We start from the raw sequence: 17,441 nt of genomic DNA, 5'->3' as shown, positions 1-17,441 counted from the left end.
ATCCATGCGCCGCCTCGTGATCAGAGTCTTCATCCTGTGCGCTTGCCCGATCACTGCGACGGCTCTGTCCACAGTGCCTGCGCAAATCGAGCAGAGCTGCATCGAATGTCATGACAAGGAAACCTCCAAAGGCAGCCTCGATCTCACCGCGCTGACCTTTGACCCCAAGGATCGCTCCAATCGCGAACGCTGGGTCCGCATTTACGATCGCGTCGAGAGAGGTGAGATGCCACCGAAGGACGAGGATCTGCCGAAGGCTCAGCGTGTGGAGCTGCTGAAGGCCCTCGACTCGGCGATCTTTGACGCCGATCGCGCCGAAATCCTCGCGCAGGGACGCGGGCCGCTGCGCCGGCTGAATCGCGACGAATACGAGCAGAACCTGCGCGATGTGCTGCAACTGCCAGACCTCGACATCCGCGATATTTTGCCCGAGGACCGCGAGGGACATCTCTTCAACAAGACGAGTGACATGCTCGACATGTCGCGCGTGCAGCTCGCCGCTTATCTGGACGCGGCGGAAGCAGCCCTGCGTGCGGCGATGGTCACGGAGCCCACACCGCCGCCAGTGATGAAACGCCGCGTGGTCGGCACGGATCTGTTTCCCGGCACCAGCACTTTCGGCAATCGCGAGGCGATGTTCTTTGCCAAGGACAGCAAGTTCATCGAACTGAGCCGGGACAAAGCAAAAGAGGCCGAAACGGACGAGAGACTCGAACTGGCGCTGTTTCGTTCGGCAAGCTGGCCCTACTTGGGCACGCCGAGAGGCATCGTGGCGAAGCACGCCGGGCATTACCGGGTGCGTTTCTCCGCGCGGGCCGTGCTGCAGCAGCCGGGCTTCACCTTGCTTCCCGCCAAGCAACCGGTGCCGATGACCTTCCGCACCCGCAAACCCGCCGGTGTGGACATCATCAATGAGGTGCGTGCCAGCGGCGGTGTCATCGACATCCAGCCGGAAATGCAGGTGTATGAAACCACGGTTCTGCTGCGCGAGGGCGAGTCCTTCGAATACAGCCTGCTCGGTCTGCCGATGCCGCTGGCGATGAATCCCAACGGCTCCGCGCCGACCTATCGCTATCCGCCGTTTCCGGAAGGCGGACAGCCGGGCATCGCGGTGCAGTGGCTCGAAGTTGAAGGCCCCATTCCACCTTCAAGCTGGCCACCGCCGTCGCATCGCGTGCTGTTTGACGATCTCGGCATCGAGATGAAGCCGACGCACGCACAGGAAGACGCGAAACGCCTGCTGCGCCGCTTTGTGAAGCTCGCGGCGCGTGAACCGGTGTCGGAGGACGATCTGCAGATGTTCGACGCACTCATCCGGCAGCGACTGGACAAGGGCACGCCCTTCAGCGAGGCGATGCTGGCCGGTTACAAGGCCTTCCTCGCCTCCGGCGATTTCATCTATCTGCGCGAGCCGGAATCTGCCGACGATCATTTCGCCATCGCTTCGCGCCTGTCGCATTTCCTCACGAACTCGCGGCCCGATGCACGCCTGCTCGATCTCGCGGCGAAGAAACAACTGCGTGATGGGAAGACGCTGCGCGAAGAAACCACGCGTTTGATTGCGAGCGATGGCTTCGACCGCTTCGTGAAGAGTTTCACCGACTACTGGCTCAGCCTGCGTCACGTCCGCCGTGACGATCCCGACATCCGCTTGTTTCCTGAATATCGCTTCGACGAGTACCTCGTGGAAAGCATGGAGCGCGAGACGCGCACCTTCTTCACCGCGATGATTCGCGACAATCTGCCCGCCAGCGTGCTGGTGAAGGCGGACTTCGTCTATGCGAACGATCGGCTCGCCAAGCACTACAATCTGCCGCCGCTGGTCGGCTCGGCGCTGCGCAAGGTCTCACTGCCCGCCGACAGTCCCTTTGGCGGTCTGCTCACCCAGGCGGCGGTTTTGAAGGTCAGCGCGAATGGCACGAACACCTCGCCGGTCGTGCGGGGCGCGTGGGTGATGGAGCGCCTCATCGGCCAACCGCCACCAGCTCCGCCGCCCAGCGTGCCCGCCGTCGAACCGGACATCCGCGGCGCCAAAACCATCCGCGATCTGCTCGCGCTCCACACGAAGTCCAAGACCTGCGCCGGATGCCACGCGAAGTTTGACCCCGTCGGCCTCGCCTTGGAAAACTTCGACATCCTCGGCGGCTGGCGCACGCGCTATCGCGGCGTCGAAGAAGGCGAACGCATCACCGGCATCGACCGCGCCGGCCACGACTTCACCTACACGCTGTCGGCATCGGTCGATCCGAGCGGCAAACTCATCGACGGCCGCGAGTTCAAGAACGTGAACGACCTCAAAGCCATCCTCGCTGCGAACTCTCGCCAGCTCGCGCGGAACCTGCTGCACCAGTTCACCGTTTACGCCACCGGCACCCCCGTTCGCTACTCCGATCGCCGCGAGATCGAGTCGATGCCCGATGCGTGCGAGAAAGACGGGTATCGCGTGCGCGATTTGATGCTGGGGCTGGTGCAGAGCCGGATTTTTCTGGGAGGGACCGAAAAATGATCCGCAAACTCCCATCCGATGCCGAAGGCATCCCAGCCATTAGCCGGTGGTCGAGCGCAGCGACACCACCGGTCCGCAACGATCCATTTCCCGTTTCACAAGGCCGCATCCCGGAGGGATACCAGCCACGCCACGCCTCAGTCCAAATAACGATCTTCGTATTTCACGCCCGCCGACTTCAAAAACTCAACCAGCTCCTCGCGGAACGACTTCACGCGATGATGCTCGGCTTGGTTTGCGATGTATTTCTGCACCTGGGCTCTCGCCGTCGGACTCACGGTGAATGCCCCATAGCCTTCCTGCCACGCAAACTCACGCAGCTTGATCTCTTCATGCACCCAGACGGAGGATGCCTTCTTCAACTCCCGCATGAAGTCCGCCAGACAATGCGTGGCCTTCAGTCCCACCAGCAAATGCACATGATCGGCCACACCGCCGACACCTTGCGCGAAGCCACCCAACCCCGCCACGGTGCCGCCGAGGTATTCGTGCAACCGGTCACGCCAGGCGACGTCGATGAGCGGTGCCCGGTCCTTGGTGGAGAAAACGATGTGGTAGTGCAGAGCAAGAAACGTCGATGCCATGGCGATGCGGGTTTGCTGGCATCCCTCCGGGATGCGGCGTGTCGGCGCATCGTATCCGGTGGTATCGCTTCGCTCAACCACCGGCTAATCGCTTGGATGCCTTCGGCATCCGGCCTGCCGTTTCCGCCCGCTTGGCATCCAAAACTGATTTCACTATGAATGCCCCTCACATCGCCAAGACCTTCTCGCGTCGCCGCTTTCTGCAAAGCGCGGGCGTCACGCTGGGGCTGCCGTTGCTCGAATGCATGACGCCGGTGTTTGGCCGGGCCGTGCAGGTGAAGGCACCGCGCCGGATGCTGATCATCTCGAACAACCTTGGCTTCCTGCCCAAACCGTTTTTTCCGACGACCGCCGGGAAGGATTACGAACTCACGCAGACGCTTGCACCGCTCGCGGAGGTGCGCAGCGAGTTCAGCCTCTTCAGCGGCATGTCGCATCCGGATGTGAATGGCGGGCACAGCGCGGAGAACTGCTTCCTCACCGCCGCACGCGGGCCGACGAAGAGCGGGTTTCGCAATCAGATCTCGCTCGATCAGTTTGCGGTGGAAAAGCTCGGCCAGCTCACACGGTTTCCGACGCTGAACCTCGGCGTGAACATCGACAAGGCGAACCGCAGCCTCTCTTGGACGCGCGACGGCGTGCTGCTGCCCGCCGAGGACAGCGCACCCGCCTTGTTCCGCCGCATGTTTGTGCAGGGCGATCCCGAGGCGGTGAAGAAGCAGCTCAACCGCCTCGACGAACGCGGCAGCATTCTCGACACGCTCATGGAGCACACGAAGAAGCTCAGCCGCGGCCTCGGCAGCGATGACCGCTCGCGCCTCGACCAATACCTCACCTCCGCGCGCGAGATTGAGGAACGCCTGCTCACCGCCCGTGAGTGGGAACTGAAACCCAAACCCGCGACGACGTTGCCCGAGCCTGCTGACATTCAGGACAAGAAGCTCATCTTTGAAAAGCTCGATCTCATGCTCGCCATGTCGCAACTGGCATTCGAATCGGACTCCACGCGCATCATCACGCTGATGGTCGATGCTTTTGCCACGCCCGCGTTCAAGATTCACGACGGCGAAAACACCACGGAAGGCTATCACGGCCTCAGTCATCACGGTCAGGCACCGGAAAAGGTGAAACAGCTCGAAGACGCCGACCGCCAGCAGATGGTGTTGCTGCGCAAACTCATCCAGAACCTTGCCGCAAAGCGTGAAGACGACTCCCGACTGCTCGACCGCACGATGGTGCTCTTCGGCAGCAACATGGGAGACGCCAACAAGCACGACAACACGAACCTCCCCATCATCCTCGCTGGCGGCGGGTTCAACCACGGCCAGCATCACGCTTTCAAGACCGACAACAACAAGCCGCTGTGCAATCTCTTCGTCTCCATGCTGCAGCACATGGGCGCAGAGACCGATGCGTTTGGATCGAGCACCGGCACGCTAAGCGGGATTTGAGCCTCACAATTCCACCACCATCTGTCGGTGCGTGAACAGCAACCGGCACGTGATCTGATCGTGTCGCAGCCCCGTCATGCGTGCCAGCACCTCGCGATACGTCTCAAGCTGCGGACGATAACCCTCCACACGAGCCTCTAGCGCCTCATCGGTGTCTGTTTTGTCCGTTTTGAAGTCCAAAATGGTCGCACGGTCGGTTTCGAGCATGACGCGGTCAAAAGTGCCGCTGAGCCATTCGCCGTTGAGGAGGATCTCGAAGCGCTTTTCGCGCCAGCAGACGGCTTCGGGCGAGGGACGGCTCAAAATGGCGCGAATGTCGGGCGATTGAAGGCTGCGGCGCACTTCGTCTTCGGCACGCACGCGGGCGTTTTCGTCGCCGCAGGGCACGGCGGCCCATTTTAGGGCGTCATTGGCCTCGTCGAGCCATTCGATCTGCTCAAACAGTGCATGCACCAACGTGCCGTAAGCCCGCGCAAAACGGCCGCCGCGTGAGAAGAGCTGTTTGGCGGTCACCACGCTCGTTTCGCTGCCGCTCGGCGTGCGGCGAACAGGGCGTTGGCGGGCGGCGGAGGTGATTTCGGGCGCGATTTGCGTGGTGGGCTGCTCTGGCGGATTTTCGCGGACGACGTGTTCGAACCAGCGGCGGTCGGTGGAGCTGGTTTTGGATTCGTAAACGATTTCGGCGCTCACGCCGCCGAAGCGCACGGCAGGTTTTTGGCGTCCACCGGCCAGGGTGAGCTCCAGCAGCTTCACGAAGTTGTTCGAGGTGGAACTTTCGGAGCGCGGCTCGGCGATGATGTAGTTCGCGTGTTTGGCGCGGGTGAGGGCGACGTAGAATTTGCACAGCTCCTCGTAGGCGGCCTCGGCCTCACGTTCCTCGCGGTAGCGGGCGAGCACGGGATCGGCCTTCACGATTTCGGAGGGCGGGAGGTCGAAAACCCACTCGACATGCCGTTTGCGGTCGCGTTTTACGCCGATGCCGCGGCGCACTTCGGTGAGCTTGCCGCCCTGCACATCAGGAAGGATGACGCAGTCGAAGGTGAGGCCCTTCGATTTGTGAATCGTCATGACCTGCACGGCGTTGCGAGTGTCCGGCTCGCGCACGGTGTAGCCGGCGGCGTAGGCGAGGAATTCATCGACATCGCGGCTGCCGCCTTCGTCAAAGAGCCTTGCGGCGAGTGCGAAGTCCTCCGCGCGGCGCTGGCTGAAGGCATCGAGCGGCACGCGGGCGGTGGCGAGCTTGTCGAGCCAGTCACGCAGCACGCTTTCAAAGCCGTGCTCGAAGAGATGGCGCAGCACTTCATCGGCGAGTCGGCCGGGCGAGTGGTTTTCGAGCAAGGCGCGGAAGGGCGTCATGCGCAGGTGCTCCCACGCGAGCGTGTCGCCGGGATGCGCGGCCACTTTGAGCAGGCTGAGCAGCGCGAGCGTGAGCGCATTGTCCGTGGCGATGCTGACTTCCGACTCGCACATGACAGGAATGCGGCTCGGCGAGTGCGAGCGGATGTGATCGACGAGCGCGCGGCCGGTTTTGTTGTCCTGCACGAGGATCGCGCAGCTCAGGCCGCGGGCCACGGGCTGGATTTCCTCCAAAAGGCCGACGGTGAGCGCAAAGCGGTCGTCCTCGCTGACTTTGTCGCCATCGGAGGGCTGCGGATGGAGCAGCATCGAGTGACCGGGCAGCGCATCGTGGATGCGTGCGACGGTGTGCGGCCGCCACTGCCAGCGTTGGCGTGCCTCTTTGCCGATCTCGAGCGCGACAAGCGCGGACTCGCTGCCGAAGACGCGGTTCACCATGTCGATGACGTCATGGCCGCTGCGCCAGGAGACATTCAGCGGACGTGCGTGGATGCGGTTCTCGGTGCCGGCGTTGTATTTGGAGTAGATGTCGTGAAACAGCCGCGTGTCACCGCCGCGCCAGGCGTAGATGGCTTGTTTGACATCGCCGACCTGGAAGAGCGTGCGCTCGTCGCTGTTGTCCTGCACCGCTTCGTCGATGAGGTTCTCGATGACGGACCACTGGACGTAGTTCGTATCCTGAAACTCATCGAGCAGCCAGTGGTCGTAGCGGGCGTCGAGCCGGTAGTCGATGCGCAGCTTTGTGTCGTCATCGAGGGCCTGCGTGAGCAGCGGGCGCGGCATGTCGGCGGCGAATTCATGACCTGCGAGGATGAGCTCCATGTCCTGAAAGGTGAGCCGTCCGCGACGGCGCACCTGGCGCGACCACGCTTCTTCATAGAGGCTGAGCACCTCCCACACGCCGTGCGTGCGCTCCAGCCGCACGCGCAGTTCCGCGCCGACGAGGTGCGTGACGATGGGAATGAGCACCTCGCAGGCTTCGGCGCCGAGCTGCTGCTTCTGGCGGTTCACCATGATTTCGCACTCCTCGGCCTCGACCTGGCTCCAGACGGGCAGCAGCTTATCGAGGAAGAATTTCACGCGCTTCGGCAGCGGATTGCCGGGCACATGCTCGAGCGCTTGATCGCGAAACTGCTCCCAAAACTCCCACTGCTCATCCCTGATGCCTTCGACGCTGAAAACCTCGAACAAGCGTTCGAACTCCGCCTTCAAATCGATGTCCGCGCCGAGCCAGCGACTGCCTTTCGGCCAGATGGCGTGTGGATTGCCCCACAGCTCCTCACGCGCGGCGTGGAGCAGGATTTCGTGCTGATTCTCGACGAATTGATCGAGCACGGCACGGATGCTGGACTCCTCTTTGCCAAAGGTGGCACGTCGAAATGCCTCCAGGAACTCCTGCTGTGCCGCGAGCGTCTCCCCGCGTGATTTGAGGCCGGGCAGCGAGCGCTGAAAGACCTGGCGATAGACGCGCTCGCGCTCCACGGAGCCGAGATGCTCGCTCAGGATCTCGAAATCGCCGGCGAGGCCAAACTCCGCCGGAAAGCTGCGCAAAATCGACGAGAAGAAGCTGTCGAGCGTGCCGAGAAACAGCTGCGGCATGCGCGAGATGAAGACGCGCAGCAACTGGCGGTGATCCAGGCTGCTCATGCCGCCGAGGATGGGCCGCAACGGGTCGTCCTTGGCCTCGGGATCGATGGTTTCATCGCCTGCGAGCTTCGCGGCGAAATCCGCGCTGGAGGCTGCTTTGGCGAGTTTGACGAGAATGGAGTCAAAGAACTCGCCCGCGGCCTTCCGCGTGAAGGTGACGGCCACGATGCGCTCCGGCGTGATCTCCTTGCCCGCGAGCAACTGCTGCCCCATGAGCGCGATGAAGCGGTTCGTGAGTTGCCACGTCTTTCCCGAGCCCGCAGAGGCGAGGATCATTTCGTTCGGGATCGTCATGCGGCCTCCTTTCGTGTGAGCAGGCTCGCATCGATGGCCTCCAGCGGCTCGCCGAAGAAGAGATGGCCGAAGTCATCGCCAAAGGGCAGCTTTGCGGCGGGAGGCCAGAAGACGCGTTCGCGGATCGCGGCGATGACGCCTTCGGCGCAGGCGCGGGCGCTTTCGAGGAGGCGGCCTTCGAGTTCCGGCCAGGGATCGAGGCCGATGTCGGCCTTCGTTTTGCCGAGCGTGACGTGCGCGGTGGTGATGGGCACGCCGGGGAAGCGGCGCTCCATCGCGAGGCGGTAGAGCGGCAATTGCAGATCGGTCCAGCGGGCGGCGTCGCCGTTGCTGCGATGCGTGAGCAGCCAGGCGGGCAGTGTGGCGGGATCTTCGCTGCGTTTGAGTTTCGCGATGTGGTATTCCTCGACGGTGCGGCGGGCGCGACGCAGCGAATCGTAGGGCGACGATGTTTTGAAGTCGATCAAGCGCACGCCGAACTGCGCATGACGCTCCACGCGGTCCACGATGCCGCTGATGGTCATGCCGGCGAAGGTCCACGGATCACCGTCCGGGCTGATGCGCGTCTCCGCGGCCTCGATGCGCCAGCCTTTGCGCCGTTCTTGAGCCTCAAACTCGGCCCACCAGCCGAGACGTTGCCGCGCAGATTCGCGCTGGATGGTCACCGGCACGGTGAGACGCGGGCCGTAGAGGCTGTGCAACTTGCGATCGAGGATGGCGTGGAAGGCGGCGCGGATGACATGCGGATCGGTGGCGGCGCTGGCATCCGGTTCGTTCGCAAACTCCTCCAGTACCGCGTGCATGAGGCTGCCGAACTCCATGTGATCCATCTCGCCGCAGTTGGTGTCGATCTCCTCCATGCGCAGGCCGTGCCGCAGGTAAAAGCGGAACGGGCACATCAAATACGCGCGGAACTGCGTGACGCTGAGCTTGTGAAAAATGGTCGCGTCATCCGGCAGCGGCTCCGGGCGCAGACGCCACGCGAGCTGCCACGGCATCGGATCGACATGACGTGGTGGCTTTTTGAAGAAGTGCAGCGTGCGTGCGGGCAGCTCCGCGTCCGGACACTGGAAAAGTAGTCGCGAAGGCCGCAGCGGCTCCTCCGCGGTGCCGGTGCGGCCAAAGATGAAATCGACGCGCCCACCGCCGCGGCGGCTTTCGATGAGCGCGGTCATCAGGGACGCATCTCGTGCGAAACGCGTGTCGTTGTGCCGCAGGCCGAGTGCGCGGCGGGCGCTGTCGGGTAGGAAGGCATGGCCGAGAATGGCCTCGGGCGCTTTGCCGTCATTCATGCCGGTGATGACGAGATGCGGCGCATCCTCCCACAGCAGCTCGAGCCAGCCTTGCAGGTCAATGTCGCGCGCTTTGCGGTCGGGATAAAAGACCTGTTCGTTGAGCACGAGCAGCAGCAGTTCGAGTTTGTTCGCCGCATCGAGCGGCGCGGGAAAACGTGCCACTGCGGGGCCTTCGAGTGTGTCGAGCACCTCGGTGATCTGTTTGGCGATCTCCGCGAAGACCGCATCCTGCGGCCGATTCGCGCGGAACTCGCGCTCCTCAAACACCGTCGCGAGAAAGGTGGTGAGCCCGATGGCAAAACTTGTGCCGGAGAGCGACTCGAGCACGTCATTCATCCACGCGAGCGCAGCGGGCACGGCGCTGACACGGCGTTTTTCACTGCTGAAGACACGCGGGGCGAGTTCGAGCGCATCATCGAGCGTGTCCGGCAGCGATTCGATGGCGAGCGTGTCGAAATCATCGAGCAGCGCTTTCAGCGAGGGCTTTGGACCGGTGACGATGCGCTGGATCGTGTCCGTCACATCAGGATAGCGCACGAGTTCCATCACGGCGCGGAACGAACGCGTCGCCGCGAGCTGCGAGAGCACGCGCAGCAGGTAAAAAACGCCGTGCGTGCTCATGCGGCGTCCCGCAGGGTCAAAAGCGTCGATGCCGCGTGCGGCGAGTGTTTTTTCCAGCGGCGCGGTGATGTCCGCATCCGCCACGCCGAGCGCGGCGATGCTGCCGGGATCATCATGCGCGGCGAGCAGCTCCACCGCGGCCTCCGCCTGCTCCGCGGGTGTGCCAGCGACATGGATCGTGGCCTCCGGCGAAGGAATATCGATGGTCTGCGTGAGCCATGCCTCGACGACCGGACGGCCAAACGCATCGAAAAAGTCCGCATGCGAGCGCTGCGGTGCGTGGATGAGAATCTCGACGGGCAGCGTGCCTGACCAGCGTTTTAGAGCCTCGATTGCCAGAGCGGAGGGATCGAGCACACCGGCCATCACGACGCGTGAGATGTCCGGCGGCGGCGCTCCCTGCCGTGCGGCACGACGCCGCGTCGCCTGCCAGTCGGCGAGGCCTGATTGCTCGGTCACGCGCACGCATTGGCGCTCGATTTTCGCCAGATCGGCCCAGCGGTCCGGCTCGCGATCCGAATCGGCAAACTCACGCGCCACATCCGCGATGGAGAGGCCCTTTTCATTCAGCGTTTCGCGCAGTTCGAGCAGATCGCCCGCCGTTTTCAGCGCCCAGGTGAAGCCACGCTCCACCGGATCGATGGGAAACAGATGACGATGCGCCGCGAAGTCCAGCCGCATCATCTCCGCGGCCCAGATGAGCAGCGTTTGCACGCGATCCGCCGCCTGCACCTCCGCGATGCGTTCCGGCGACGTGAGAAAATCCGGCGTCACCACGCGCGGCGGCAGCACTGCGGCATTTTTTTCCGCCGCATGCATCGCCAGCGCCTCCCGCAGCCTGCGGCCCGCGTTTCGCGTCGGCACGATGATGAGCATCCCGCTCAAATCGAGCGCTCCAGTGCCGGCCCACCCCGCCGCGATGTGCTCCGCCGCCGCACGCACCAGCGAGCGATCCCAGCCCAGAAAATGCCGCCGAAGCTCCGGTTCGGCCTCCAGGCTCAGCGCAGGCCGTGATGCGGCCTTTTCCAATTTTGGCACAGGAACGGCCGCCAGATCAAAAAGATCGGGCTGATCGTCGCTGAGGCTGTTTTTCGACCGGCGGGCCATGAAGAGGAATGATGAATTTTGAGCCGAGCGTAGCGAGACAGACTGCCGCAGGCAGCCCGGAGAGAAGCGAAGCGCATCAATGGCGAATGACGAATGAATGTCGAAGGGCGAATTCGGCATTCCAGCCAGCGTGCAGCCTCAAATCAATCCCAGCTTGTTCATTGCAACGAGTCGCGACTGGCGGTCGTGAAAGTAAAAGTGGGCGTCGATGGGGTTCAGCCACCCGGTCGCATCTTGAATCACGTTGTTGGGATGCAGATCGAACACATCCACCTCGCCGAGCACCTCATCATCGAAGATAAAATTGCCTCCGAGTGATCTCGGAGCGGGATCGCGGAGATGATGCAGGGCCAGTCCGGCGCGAAGTTCCGGCCAGTCTGGATGAATGCCGTTGATGTAAGGCTGAGTGGTGATGATCAGAATGCGTCCGTCTTCCTCACAGCCGCCTACAAGACGAATGTCATCGTCGAAGTAGTGATTGGAGAGCACCAAATCGCTCAGGTAGTCGAAAACCGACTCGGTGGCGAGCTTGCGTGCATCGGCCACTTTCAGCACAAGATCGTGATCTGGCAGATAAGCCACCCGATGCTCTTTTCCTCCCCTCATCGGACGTTCAGAGAGCAAAGACCTCACTTCTTCATCAGGCATCCACAAAGCGGCCTTTGTGATGAAGTGCCTCAAGGCACGGATTTCATCGTCAACTGATTCGCCTGCACCATTTGAAACGTCACCTTCCCCTGCGTGCGCAAGGCTCTGCGCCGCGCTTCGGAGAAGCTCTGTCGAACCGAGGAACCGCTCCGGAGAACTGGGCGGCTGGTCTGGCTGGATGTTGGAGAGTGGGTGTTCAATGAGCGAAACATGCTTCGGTTCATCCCGTCTGTCAAAGGCCGCGGCCAAAGGCTCTCATTGAGAAAATGATCCTGCGTCATTCTTGCCAGCGCGCGGCTTTCTGCCCAGAATCCGCGCCACCATGCCCGCGCTTCAGCTTCAATTCCAAGGCACCTCCGTCGCTTGCGGCCTCGACAAGATCGACCGCTCGAAACTTTACGGCTACATCGACTCCGAGGTGCTCGATGAGCAGCAGCGGCCCTGCCGCCTAGCCACGCTTGCCTCGGATGGGCGCACGCTCATGCCTTCCGGCGGTGTCGCGCTCGCCTATCTCTCGCCGAACGGCCTCTGGCGTGACAAAGGCGATCTCAAGGCCGTGAACCTCGAAGGCCAGCCCATCGAGCCGGTCATCTCCACCTTCAAAGCGCCCGTCGACCTCACGCAAACCGCCAGCGCCGAGGACGTGCTCGATCACAACATCCGCATGTCCTACCTCCTCACGCCCGAAGGCGATGGCGCGGCCTTTCCTCCCGCGCTCCTGAGCGAACTCGCCGCTGGAAAGATCTACACCTTCCCCTTCAGCTACCGCGGTGGTCTCACCGCCGACACCGCCTTCCTCATGCAAGGCCACGACGGCAGCACCTGGCTCCTCGTCGGCAAAAAAACCAACATCCAACTCATCAGCTTCGAGCAACAAGCCACGATCACGGACGAGGCTGGAGCTGAAGAAGAAGCTGAAGCTGAAGAGATCGACTTCGGCATGATGTAGCTGCTTAAAAATGACGAATGAGTAAATCCGAATGACGAATGAATGACGAATTCCCAATGACAAGCCGCCACGCGAAGCCTTCGGCATTCGTGATTCGGCCTTATTTCGTCATTCGGGCTTACTCATTCGTCATTTCCCGCTCCCGCTAACACTTCAGCCCTCTTTTCTATCCCGATGCCTCAAATCAACCTCACCGACAACCGCGGTCGCGACGCCGTCGTTTCCACGCAAAGCGTCAGCAGCCCGCCAGGCTATCGCTGGATCGATGTGGACGGTACTCAGGCCGAAAATCGCAAAATTCTCCGCGCCACCATCCAGCAGGACGAGTCCACGCTCGCCGCGAAGGCTGGTGGATTGGATGCTCTCTCCGATTTGCTCATCAGCGGCGATCCTGAGGTCGATGTGGAGCAGTTCGGCCGCTTTTTGAGCGAAACCTCCCGCGTCTATGTGAATCCCGAGCAGAACATCGTGCATCACATCTCGCACTGGGAGATCGTGCACGATCCCGAGGGCAATGAGAAGGAGCGCCGCCCGCAGAAGGTCAGCGAGCAAAACGTCGCCACCGAGATCCCGCTGAAATGGACCGGCAAGCTCATGAAGAAGGCCGATGCGATGAAGCGCTTCGTTTTCAGCGGCAAAATGCAGATTCAGCACGTCAACGGCCTCACCTACGACTTCCTCCACAGCATGGCCAAGGAGCTCGCCGCCAGCGAAAGCCTCCTGCTCCTCGGCGCCGGAGCCAAAGGCAGCGAGCCGCTCACCTTCCGCCGCGGCGGTCTCGCCTACCGCGGCTTCCTCGAAGGTCGCGTCGATGGCGCGAAATACGCGCTCATCCTCCATCTCTCGAATCAAGAACTCAAAAAGCCTGCGAACACGCCATGATCGACAAATCGCGCCTCGAAATCAAACTCGGCACCTACGCCACCGCTCCGGGCGTGGCGCTCACCGACACGCTGCTGCTTCCTCGTGTGCAGGCCTACCGCCGCGGCCTCGGCAACCGCATGATCGCGCTCGATTCCAAAGGCGCGAAGGACAAGATCCCCGCGGGCGATTTCCTCGTCAGCAAGAAGATCGACGGTGAGTTCAACGTGCTCGTCTTTGACGGCAGCGATGCCCTGCTCGTCAATCCCGGCGGCACCGTGCGCGTGGGATTGCCGCTGCTCGATGAAGCCGCCGCCTTATTAAAAAAAGCAGGCATCAAAAACGCCATCGTCGCCGGTGAACTGCACGTGCGGCACGGCGATGGCAAACGCGCCCGTGTGCACGATGTCTCCCGCATTGCCCGCAAGCCCGCCAATGCCGCCGAGGTCGCCCAACTGGCCTTCGCGGTCTTCGATTTGATCGAACTCAATGGCGAGGAAATCGGCGGAGCCTTCGCCACGACGTGGAAGAAGATCCAGGAGCTCTTCCAAGCCGGAGAACGCGTCGCACCAGTCGAAACCATCGCCACCAGCGGCGCGAAGGGCGTGCTGGAGGCTTTTGAGAAGTGGGTCGATGCCGAAGGCGGCGAAGGTGTCGTCGCACGAAGCGATGAGGGTGGCTGGTTCAAAGTGAAGCCGCGCCACACCATCGACTGCGCCGTGATCGGCTTCGCCGAAGGCACCGACGACCGCGCCGGCATGCTTCACGACATGCTGCTCGGCATTGCCCGCGCCGATGGAAGCTGGCAGGTGCTCGGCCGCGTCGGCGGCGGCTTCTCCGAAGACGAGCGCCGCGCCTTTTTGAGCGATCTGCGCGACATCGTCACGCACAGCGAATACGCCGAGGTGAACAGCGACCGCGTGGCCTACGAAATGGTCAAACCCGAGTGGGTCGTCGAGATTTCCTGCCTCGACTTCATCACCCAGACCACTCGCGGTGCCAGCATCGACCGCATGGTGCTGAACTGGGACTCCGCCGCCGCCACCTGGCGTGTCACACGCCGCTTGCCGCTGTGCAGCCCCATCAGCCCGCAGTTTGTGCGTCGTCGTGAAGACAAAACGCCCAACGCACACGACTGCCGCATCGACCAGCTTGCTGAACTTGTCGAAATCCCACAACTCGACGCCACCGCCGCTGATCTGGCCCTACCAACCAGCGAAGTGCTCAAGCGCGAAGTGCGCGTGAAAGAGCTCAAAGGCAAAAAGATGGTCCGCAAACTCATGCTGTGGAAGACAAACAAGGAAACCGCTCTGCGCGGCGAATTCCCCGCCTACGTCCTCCACCTCACCGACTTCAGCCCCGGGCGCAAAGAGCCGCTCCAGCGCGAAATCCGCGTCAGCGACTCCCGCGAGCAGATCGAAGCCTTCTACGCCGACATGGAGAAGGAATACTTCGTCGGCGGCTGGAAGGCGGCATAGGCTTTCGTGTCACGTCCCTCGCATCCTACGCCCTCATGCATTCGGCGTGGGACACCGCTAAGGAAGGCTGCGCAGGGGCGTATCTCTTTTCCCCCAAATCATGACTGTCTGTTCTCGTTCCCAATCTTTCTTCAGCGCCGCGCTGTTTCTCGCCACCGGTGTTGCTTTCATCAGCGCGATTCCCGCCGCAGAGCCGTTTGAGGCGTTTTTGGAGACGCATTGCATCCGCTGCCATGGGCCGGAGAAGGAGAAGGGGGATCTGCGCATCGATGAGTTGTCTCGTGACTTCAAACTGGGCGCGGACACGCATCATTGGGCGGAGGTGATCGAGCAGGTGAACTCGGGCGAGATGCCGCCGAAGAAGGAGAAGAAACCGACACAGGAGGAGATCGCGGCGTTTGTGACGGGACTCGATGCACGCATCAAAGAGGGCAAGGCGGCCCGCATGGCGGCACGACCGGCAGTGGCCCATTACCGGCTGAGCCGGAAGGAGTATCAAAACACAGTCTATGACCTGCTCGGCGTGCGCTATGATCCCGCGAAACCGGGCGAGCTGAATGAGGACACGCGTTGGCATGGCTTTGAGCGCATCGGGTCGGAGCTGTCGCTCTCGCCTTCGCATGTGGATCGTTATTATCGTGCGGCGGAGCTAGTGCTGGACCGGGCCTTTCCGACGGCGACGAGCGAGGCACGCAAGGTGCGCAAAACGGCGGCGGATCTGCGCTACGGCGGCGGGAAGGACCAGCAGGCGGCTCTGGATCGTTTCGGCATCAAGCGGCCGCTGCGTTATCTGATGTTCCCGGGGCGCACGCAGGATGCGCTTTCGCCGAACTGGTTTGGCAAGACAGGCCCGGAGCACAGCGGGCTCTACAAACTGCGCATCCAGGCCAGCGGCATTCGTCCGCCGGGCGGCCAGACGGCGCATCTGAGCATCGGCAAACGCACGGGCGAGGAGACCGTCGATGGGATCGTGGAGTTCGACATCACCGCGCCGGAGGACAAGCCGCAGGTGTATGAATTTGAGGTCTTCCTCGAAATGCCCACGCAGCTCGATTTCTGCGTCGTGGCCACCGATGTGGTCGATCGCCGGGCTGGCGCGGCCTTCCGCAATGCGCTCGCGAGCCGCGGCGGCTACATTTTCACGCACAGCAGCGAGACGATGCTCCTAAACCCGAACGCGCCGCAGATGTTCGACGACAAGGGGAACGGTCTTTTCTCCACCGTGCTGCTCGATTGGATCGAGTGGGAAGGCCCGCTGGTTTCCGAGGCGGAAAAATCGCGTCGCAAGGATGTCGTGCCGCCGGATGACGCATCGCCGGAAGTCGTCGCGGCGCATTTGCAGCGCTTCGCCGAGCGTGCGTGGCGTCGTGCGGTGAAAATGGAGGAACTGGAGGAGTATTTGAAGGCGTATCGCGAGGAGCGCGATGCGGGCGAGAAGCTCGCGGATGCGTATCGCGTGGCCTTGCAAGGCGTGCTGACCTCGCGGCACTTTATTTACATCGTCGAGGGCGATCCCGTGGCTCGCGAGCAACTCAACGACGCCGAACTCGCCACCCGGTTGTCGTATTTCCTGTGGAGCTCGATGCCGGATGACGCGCTCTTCACCGCCGCGAAAGCCGGCACGCTGAAAGGCGATGTTTTGAAGAAGGAAGTCGATCGAATGCTCGCCGATGGCAAAGCGAGCCGCTTCATCGATGATTTCTCGCGTCAGTGGCTGCAACTGCATCGCGTGGGCATGTTCCCGCCGGACAAAAAGCTCTACCCCGTCTATGACGACTGGCTGGAGGAAAGCATGCGCAACGAGCCCGTGGAGTTCTTCCGCGAGACCTTCGCTCAAAACCTGCCCATCAATGCCTTCGTCGATTCCAACTGGACCATCGCCAATGCGCGGCTCTGCGACTTCTACGGCCTGCCCGAGCCGAAGTCGGGCGGGTTTCAGCGTGTGTCGCTCAAGCCCGAAGATCGCCGCGGCGGTCTGCTCACGATGGGTGCCGTGCTCGGTCTCACCTCCGACGGCACGCGTCATCGTCCCGTGCATCGCGGCGTGTGGCTGAGCGAGGTCGTGCTCGGCAAACCACCGCCTCCGCCGCCTGCGAATGTGCCCGCCATCGAGCCCCCAACGCCGCAAAGCCCCAAGGCAACGCTGCGCCAAAAGATCGAAGCTCATCGCGAGGATGCCAACTGCGCCGCCTGCCACGCGAAGATCGACCCGCTCGGCCTAGCCTGGGACAACTACGACGCCATCGGCCAGTGGCGCACCCGCGAAAAAATCGCCGCTGGTGTCGGCGAAGACCCCTTGATCAATCCCGCCGGCCAAATGCCCGACGGGCGCGCCTTCAAAGACGCCACCGAATTCAAACAACGCCTCCTCGAAGACCGCGACAAACTCGCCCGCGCCTTCATCGAGCACCTCACCACCTACGCCCTCCGCCGCGCCGTCGCCTTCGACGACCAAGACGACCTCAACGCCATCCAAACCGAAGCCAAGAAGAGCGGCTACCGCATCAAGGACATCGTGCGTGCCGTGGCGATGTCGGAGCTGTTAAGGAAGCGATGACAAACATGAGGTCTCCCACAGATTCAGGGAGGCCCACAGATTTTTCAGAATGGATTTAAACTCAAAAAACAATCTGTGGGCCTCCCT

10 protein-coding genes are annotated in these 17,441 nt (G+C 62.4%); 6 read left to right on the top strand and 4 right to left on the bottom strand.

Annotated features, from left to right (window positions below; translation table 11 throughout):
* Nucleotides 1-4: 4 nt before the first annotated feature.
* A complete protein-coding gene (locus IAE77_RS03695; RefSeq protein WP_294222006.1) occupies nt 5-2,506 on the top strand; it encodes a DUF1592 domain-containing protein in 2,502 nt (833 codons plus the stop codon).
* 137 nt (nt 2,507-2,643) lie between these two features.
* Here IAE77_RS03695 and tnpA read toward each other — a convergent pair whose 3' ends face one another.
* Nucleotides 2,644-3,090, bottom strand: coding sequence for an IS200/IS605 family transposase (gene tnpA, locus IAE77_RS03690; RefSeq protein ID WP_294222003.1), 447 nt, complete (start codon nt 3,088-3,090; stop codon nt 2,644-2,646).
* A gap of 155 nt (nt 3,091-3,245) precedes the next feature.
* On the opposite strand from tnpA, the gene IAE77_RS03685 reads away from it, so the two are divergent.
* A complete protein-coding gene (locus tag IAE77_RS03685; protein ID WP_294222001.1) occupies nt 3,246-4,541 on the top strand; it encodes a DUF1552 domain-containing protein in 1,296 nt (431 codons plus the stop codon).
* Nucleotides 4,542-4,544: 3 nt separating this feature from the next.
* On the opposite strand, the gene IAE77_RS03680 is transcribed toward IAE77_RS03685, so the two are convergent.
* The 3 genes from IAE77_RS03680 to IAE77_RS03670 form a co-directional block, all read right to left on the bottom strand.
* Nucleotides 4,545-7,838 (bottom strand): UvrD-helicase domain-containing protein, encoded by a 3,294-nt coding sequence (locus tag IAE77_RS03680; protein WP_294221997.1) that lies wholly within the window; start codon nt 7,836-7,838, stop codon nt 4,545-4,547.
* A complete protein-coding gene (locus IAE77_RS03675) occupies nt 7,835-10,861 on the bottom strand; it encodes a PD-(D/E)XK nuclease family protein (RefSeq protein ID WP_294221994.1) in 3,027 nt (1,008 codons plus the stop codon). The genes IAE77_RS03680 and IAE77_RS03675 overlap by 4 nt, the downstream gene beginning before the upstream one ends.
* Nucleotides 10,862-10,999: 138 nt before the next feature.
* The gene (locus IAE77_RS03670; RefSeq protein WP_294221991.1) at nt 11,000-11,542 is read right to left on the bottom strand and encodes a hypothetical protein; all 543 of its coding nucleotides are present in this window, start codon (nt 11,540-11,542) and stop codon (nt 11,000-11,002) included.
* A 289-nt stretch (nt 11,543-11,831) separates the two neighbouring features.
* On the opposite strand from IAE77_RS03670, the gene IAE77_RS03665 reads away from it, so the two are divergent.
* The 4 genes from IAE77_RS03665 (at nt 11,832) to IAE77_RS03650 (ending at nt 17,354) form a co-directional block, all read left to right on the top strand.
* Complete coding sequence (locus IAE77_RS03665; RefSeq protein ID WP_294221987.1) at nt 11,832-12,458, top strand: hypothetical protein; 627 nt, start codon at nt 11,832-11,834, stop codon at nt 12,456-12,458.
* 174 nt (nt 12,459-12,632) lie between these two features.
* A complete protein-coding gene (locus tag IAE77_RS03660; RefSeq protein ID WP_294221985.1) occupies nt 12,633-13,340 on the top strand; it encodes a hypothetical protein in 708 nt (235 codons plus the stop codon).
* Nucleotides 13,337-14,797 (top strand): hypothetical protein, encoded by a 1,461-nt coding sequence (locus tag IAE77_RS03655; RefSeq protein WP_294221982.1) that lies wholly within the window; start codon nt 13,337-13,339, stop codon nt 14,795-14,797. The genes IAE77_RS03660 and IAE77_RS03655 overlap by 4 nt, the downstream gene beginning before the upstream one ends.
* 100 nt (nt 14,798-14,897) lie before the next feature.
* Entirely contained in the window at nt 14,898-17,354 is a 2,457-nt protein-coding gene (locus tag IAE77_RS03650) for a DUF1592 domain-containing protein (RefSeq protein ID WP_294221979.1), read from the top strand.
* The last annotated feature ends 87 nt before the right edge of the window (nt 17,355-17,441 follow it).

The organism is Prosthecobacter sp. (genome assembly GCF_014879935.1).
GTDB lineage: Bacteria > Verrucomicrobiota > Verrucomicrobiia > Verrucomicrobiales > Verrucomicrobiaceae > Prosthecobacter.
The sequence above is the reverse complement of the archived record's forward strand: the minus strand, read 5'-3'. Positions and strand labels throughout refer to the sequence as shown.

Excerpts from the sequence above, each read along its gene's own strand:
- IAE77_RS03660 (WP_294221985.1), top strand. The coding sequence starts at position 12,633 with ATGCCTCAAATCAACCTCACCGACAACCGCGGTCGCGACGCCGTCGTT.
- IAE77_RS03695 (WP_294222006.1), top strand. The coding sequence starts at position 5 with ATGCGCCGCCTCGTGATCAGAGTCTTCATCCTGTGCGCTTGCCCGATC.
- IAE77_RS03655 (WP_294221982.1), top strand. The coding sequence starts at position 13,337 with ATGATCGACAAATCGCGCCTCGAAATCAAACTCGGCACCTACGCCACC.
- IAE77_RS03685 (WP_294222001.1), top strand. The coding sequence starts at position 3,246 with ATGAATGCCCCTCACATCGCCAAGACCTTCTCGCGTCGCCGCTTTCTG.
- IAE77_RS03665 (WP_294221987.1), top strand. The coding sequence starts at position 11,832 with ATGCCCGCGCTTCAGCTTCAATTCCAAGGCACCTCCGTCGCTTGCGGC.
- IAE77_RS03680 (WP_294221997.1), bottom strand. The coding sequence starts at position 7,838 with ATGACGATCCCGAACGAAATGATCCTCGCCTCTGCGGGCTCGGGAAAG.
- IAE77_RS03675 (WP_294221994.1), bottom strand. The coding sequence starts at position 10,861 with ATGGCCCGCCGGTCGAAAAACAGCCTCAGCGACGATCAGCCCGATCTT.
- tnpA (WP_294222003.1), bottom strand. The coding sequence starts at position 3,090 with ATGGCATCGACGTTTCTTGCTCTGCACTACCACATCGTTTTCTCCACC.
- IAE77_RS03650 (WP_294221979.1), top strand. The coding sequence starts at position 14,898 with ATGACTGTCTGTTCTCGTTCCCAATCTTTCTTCAGCGCCGCGCTGTTT.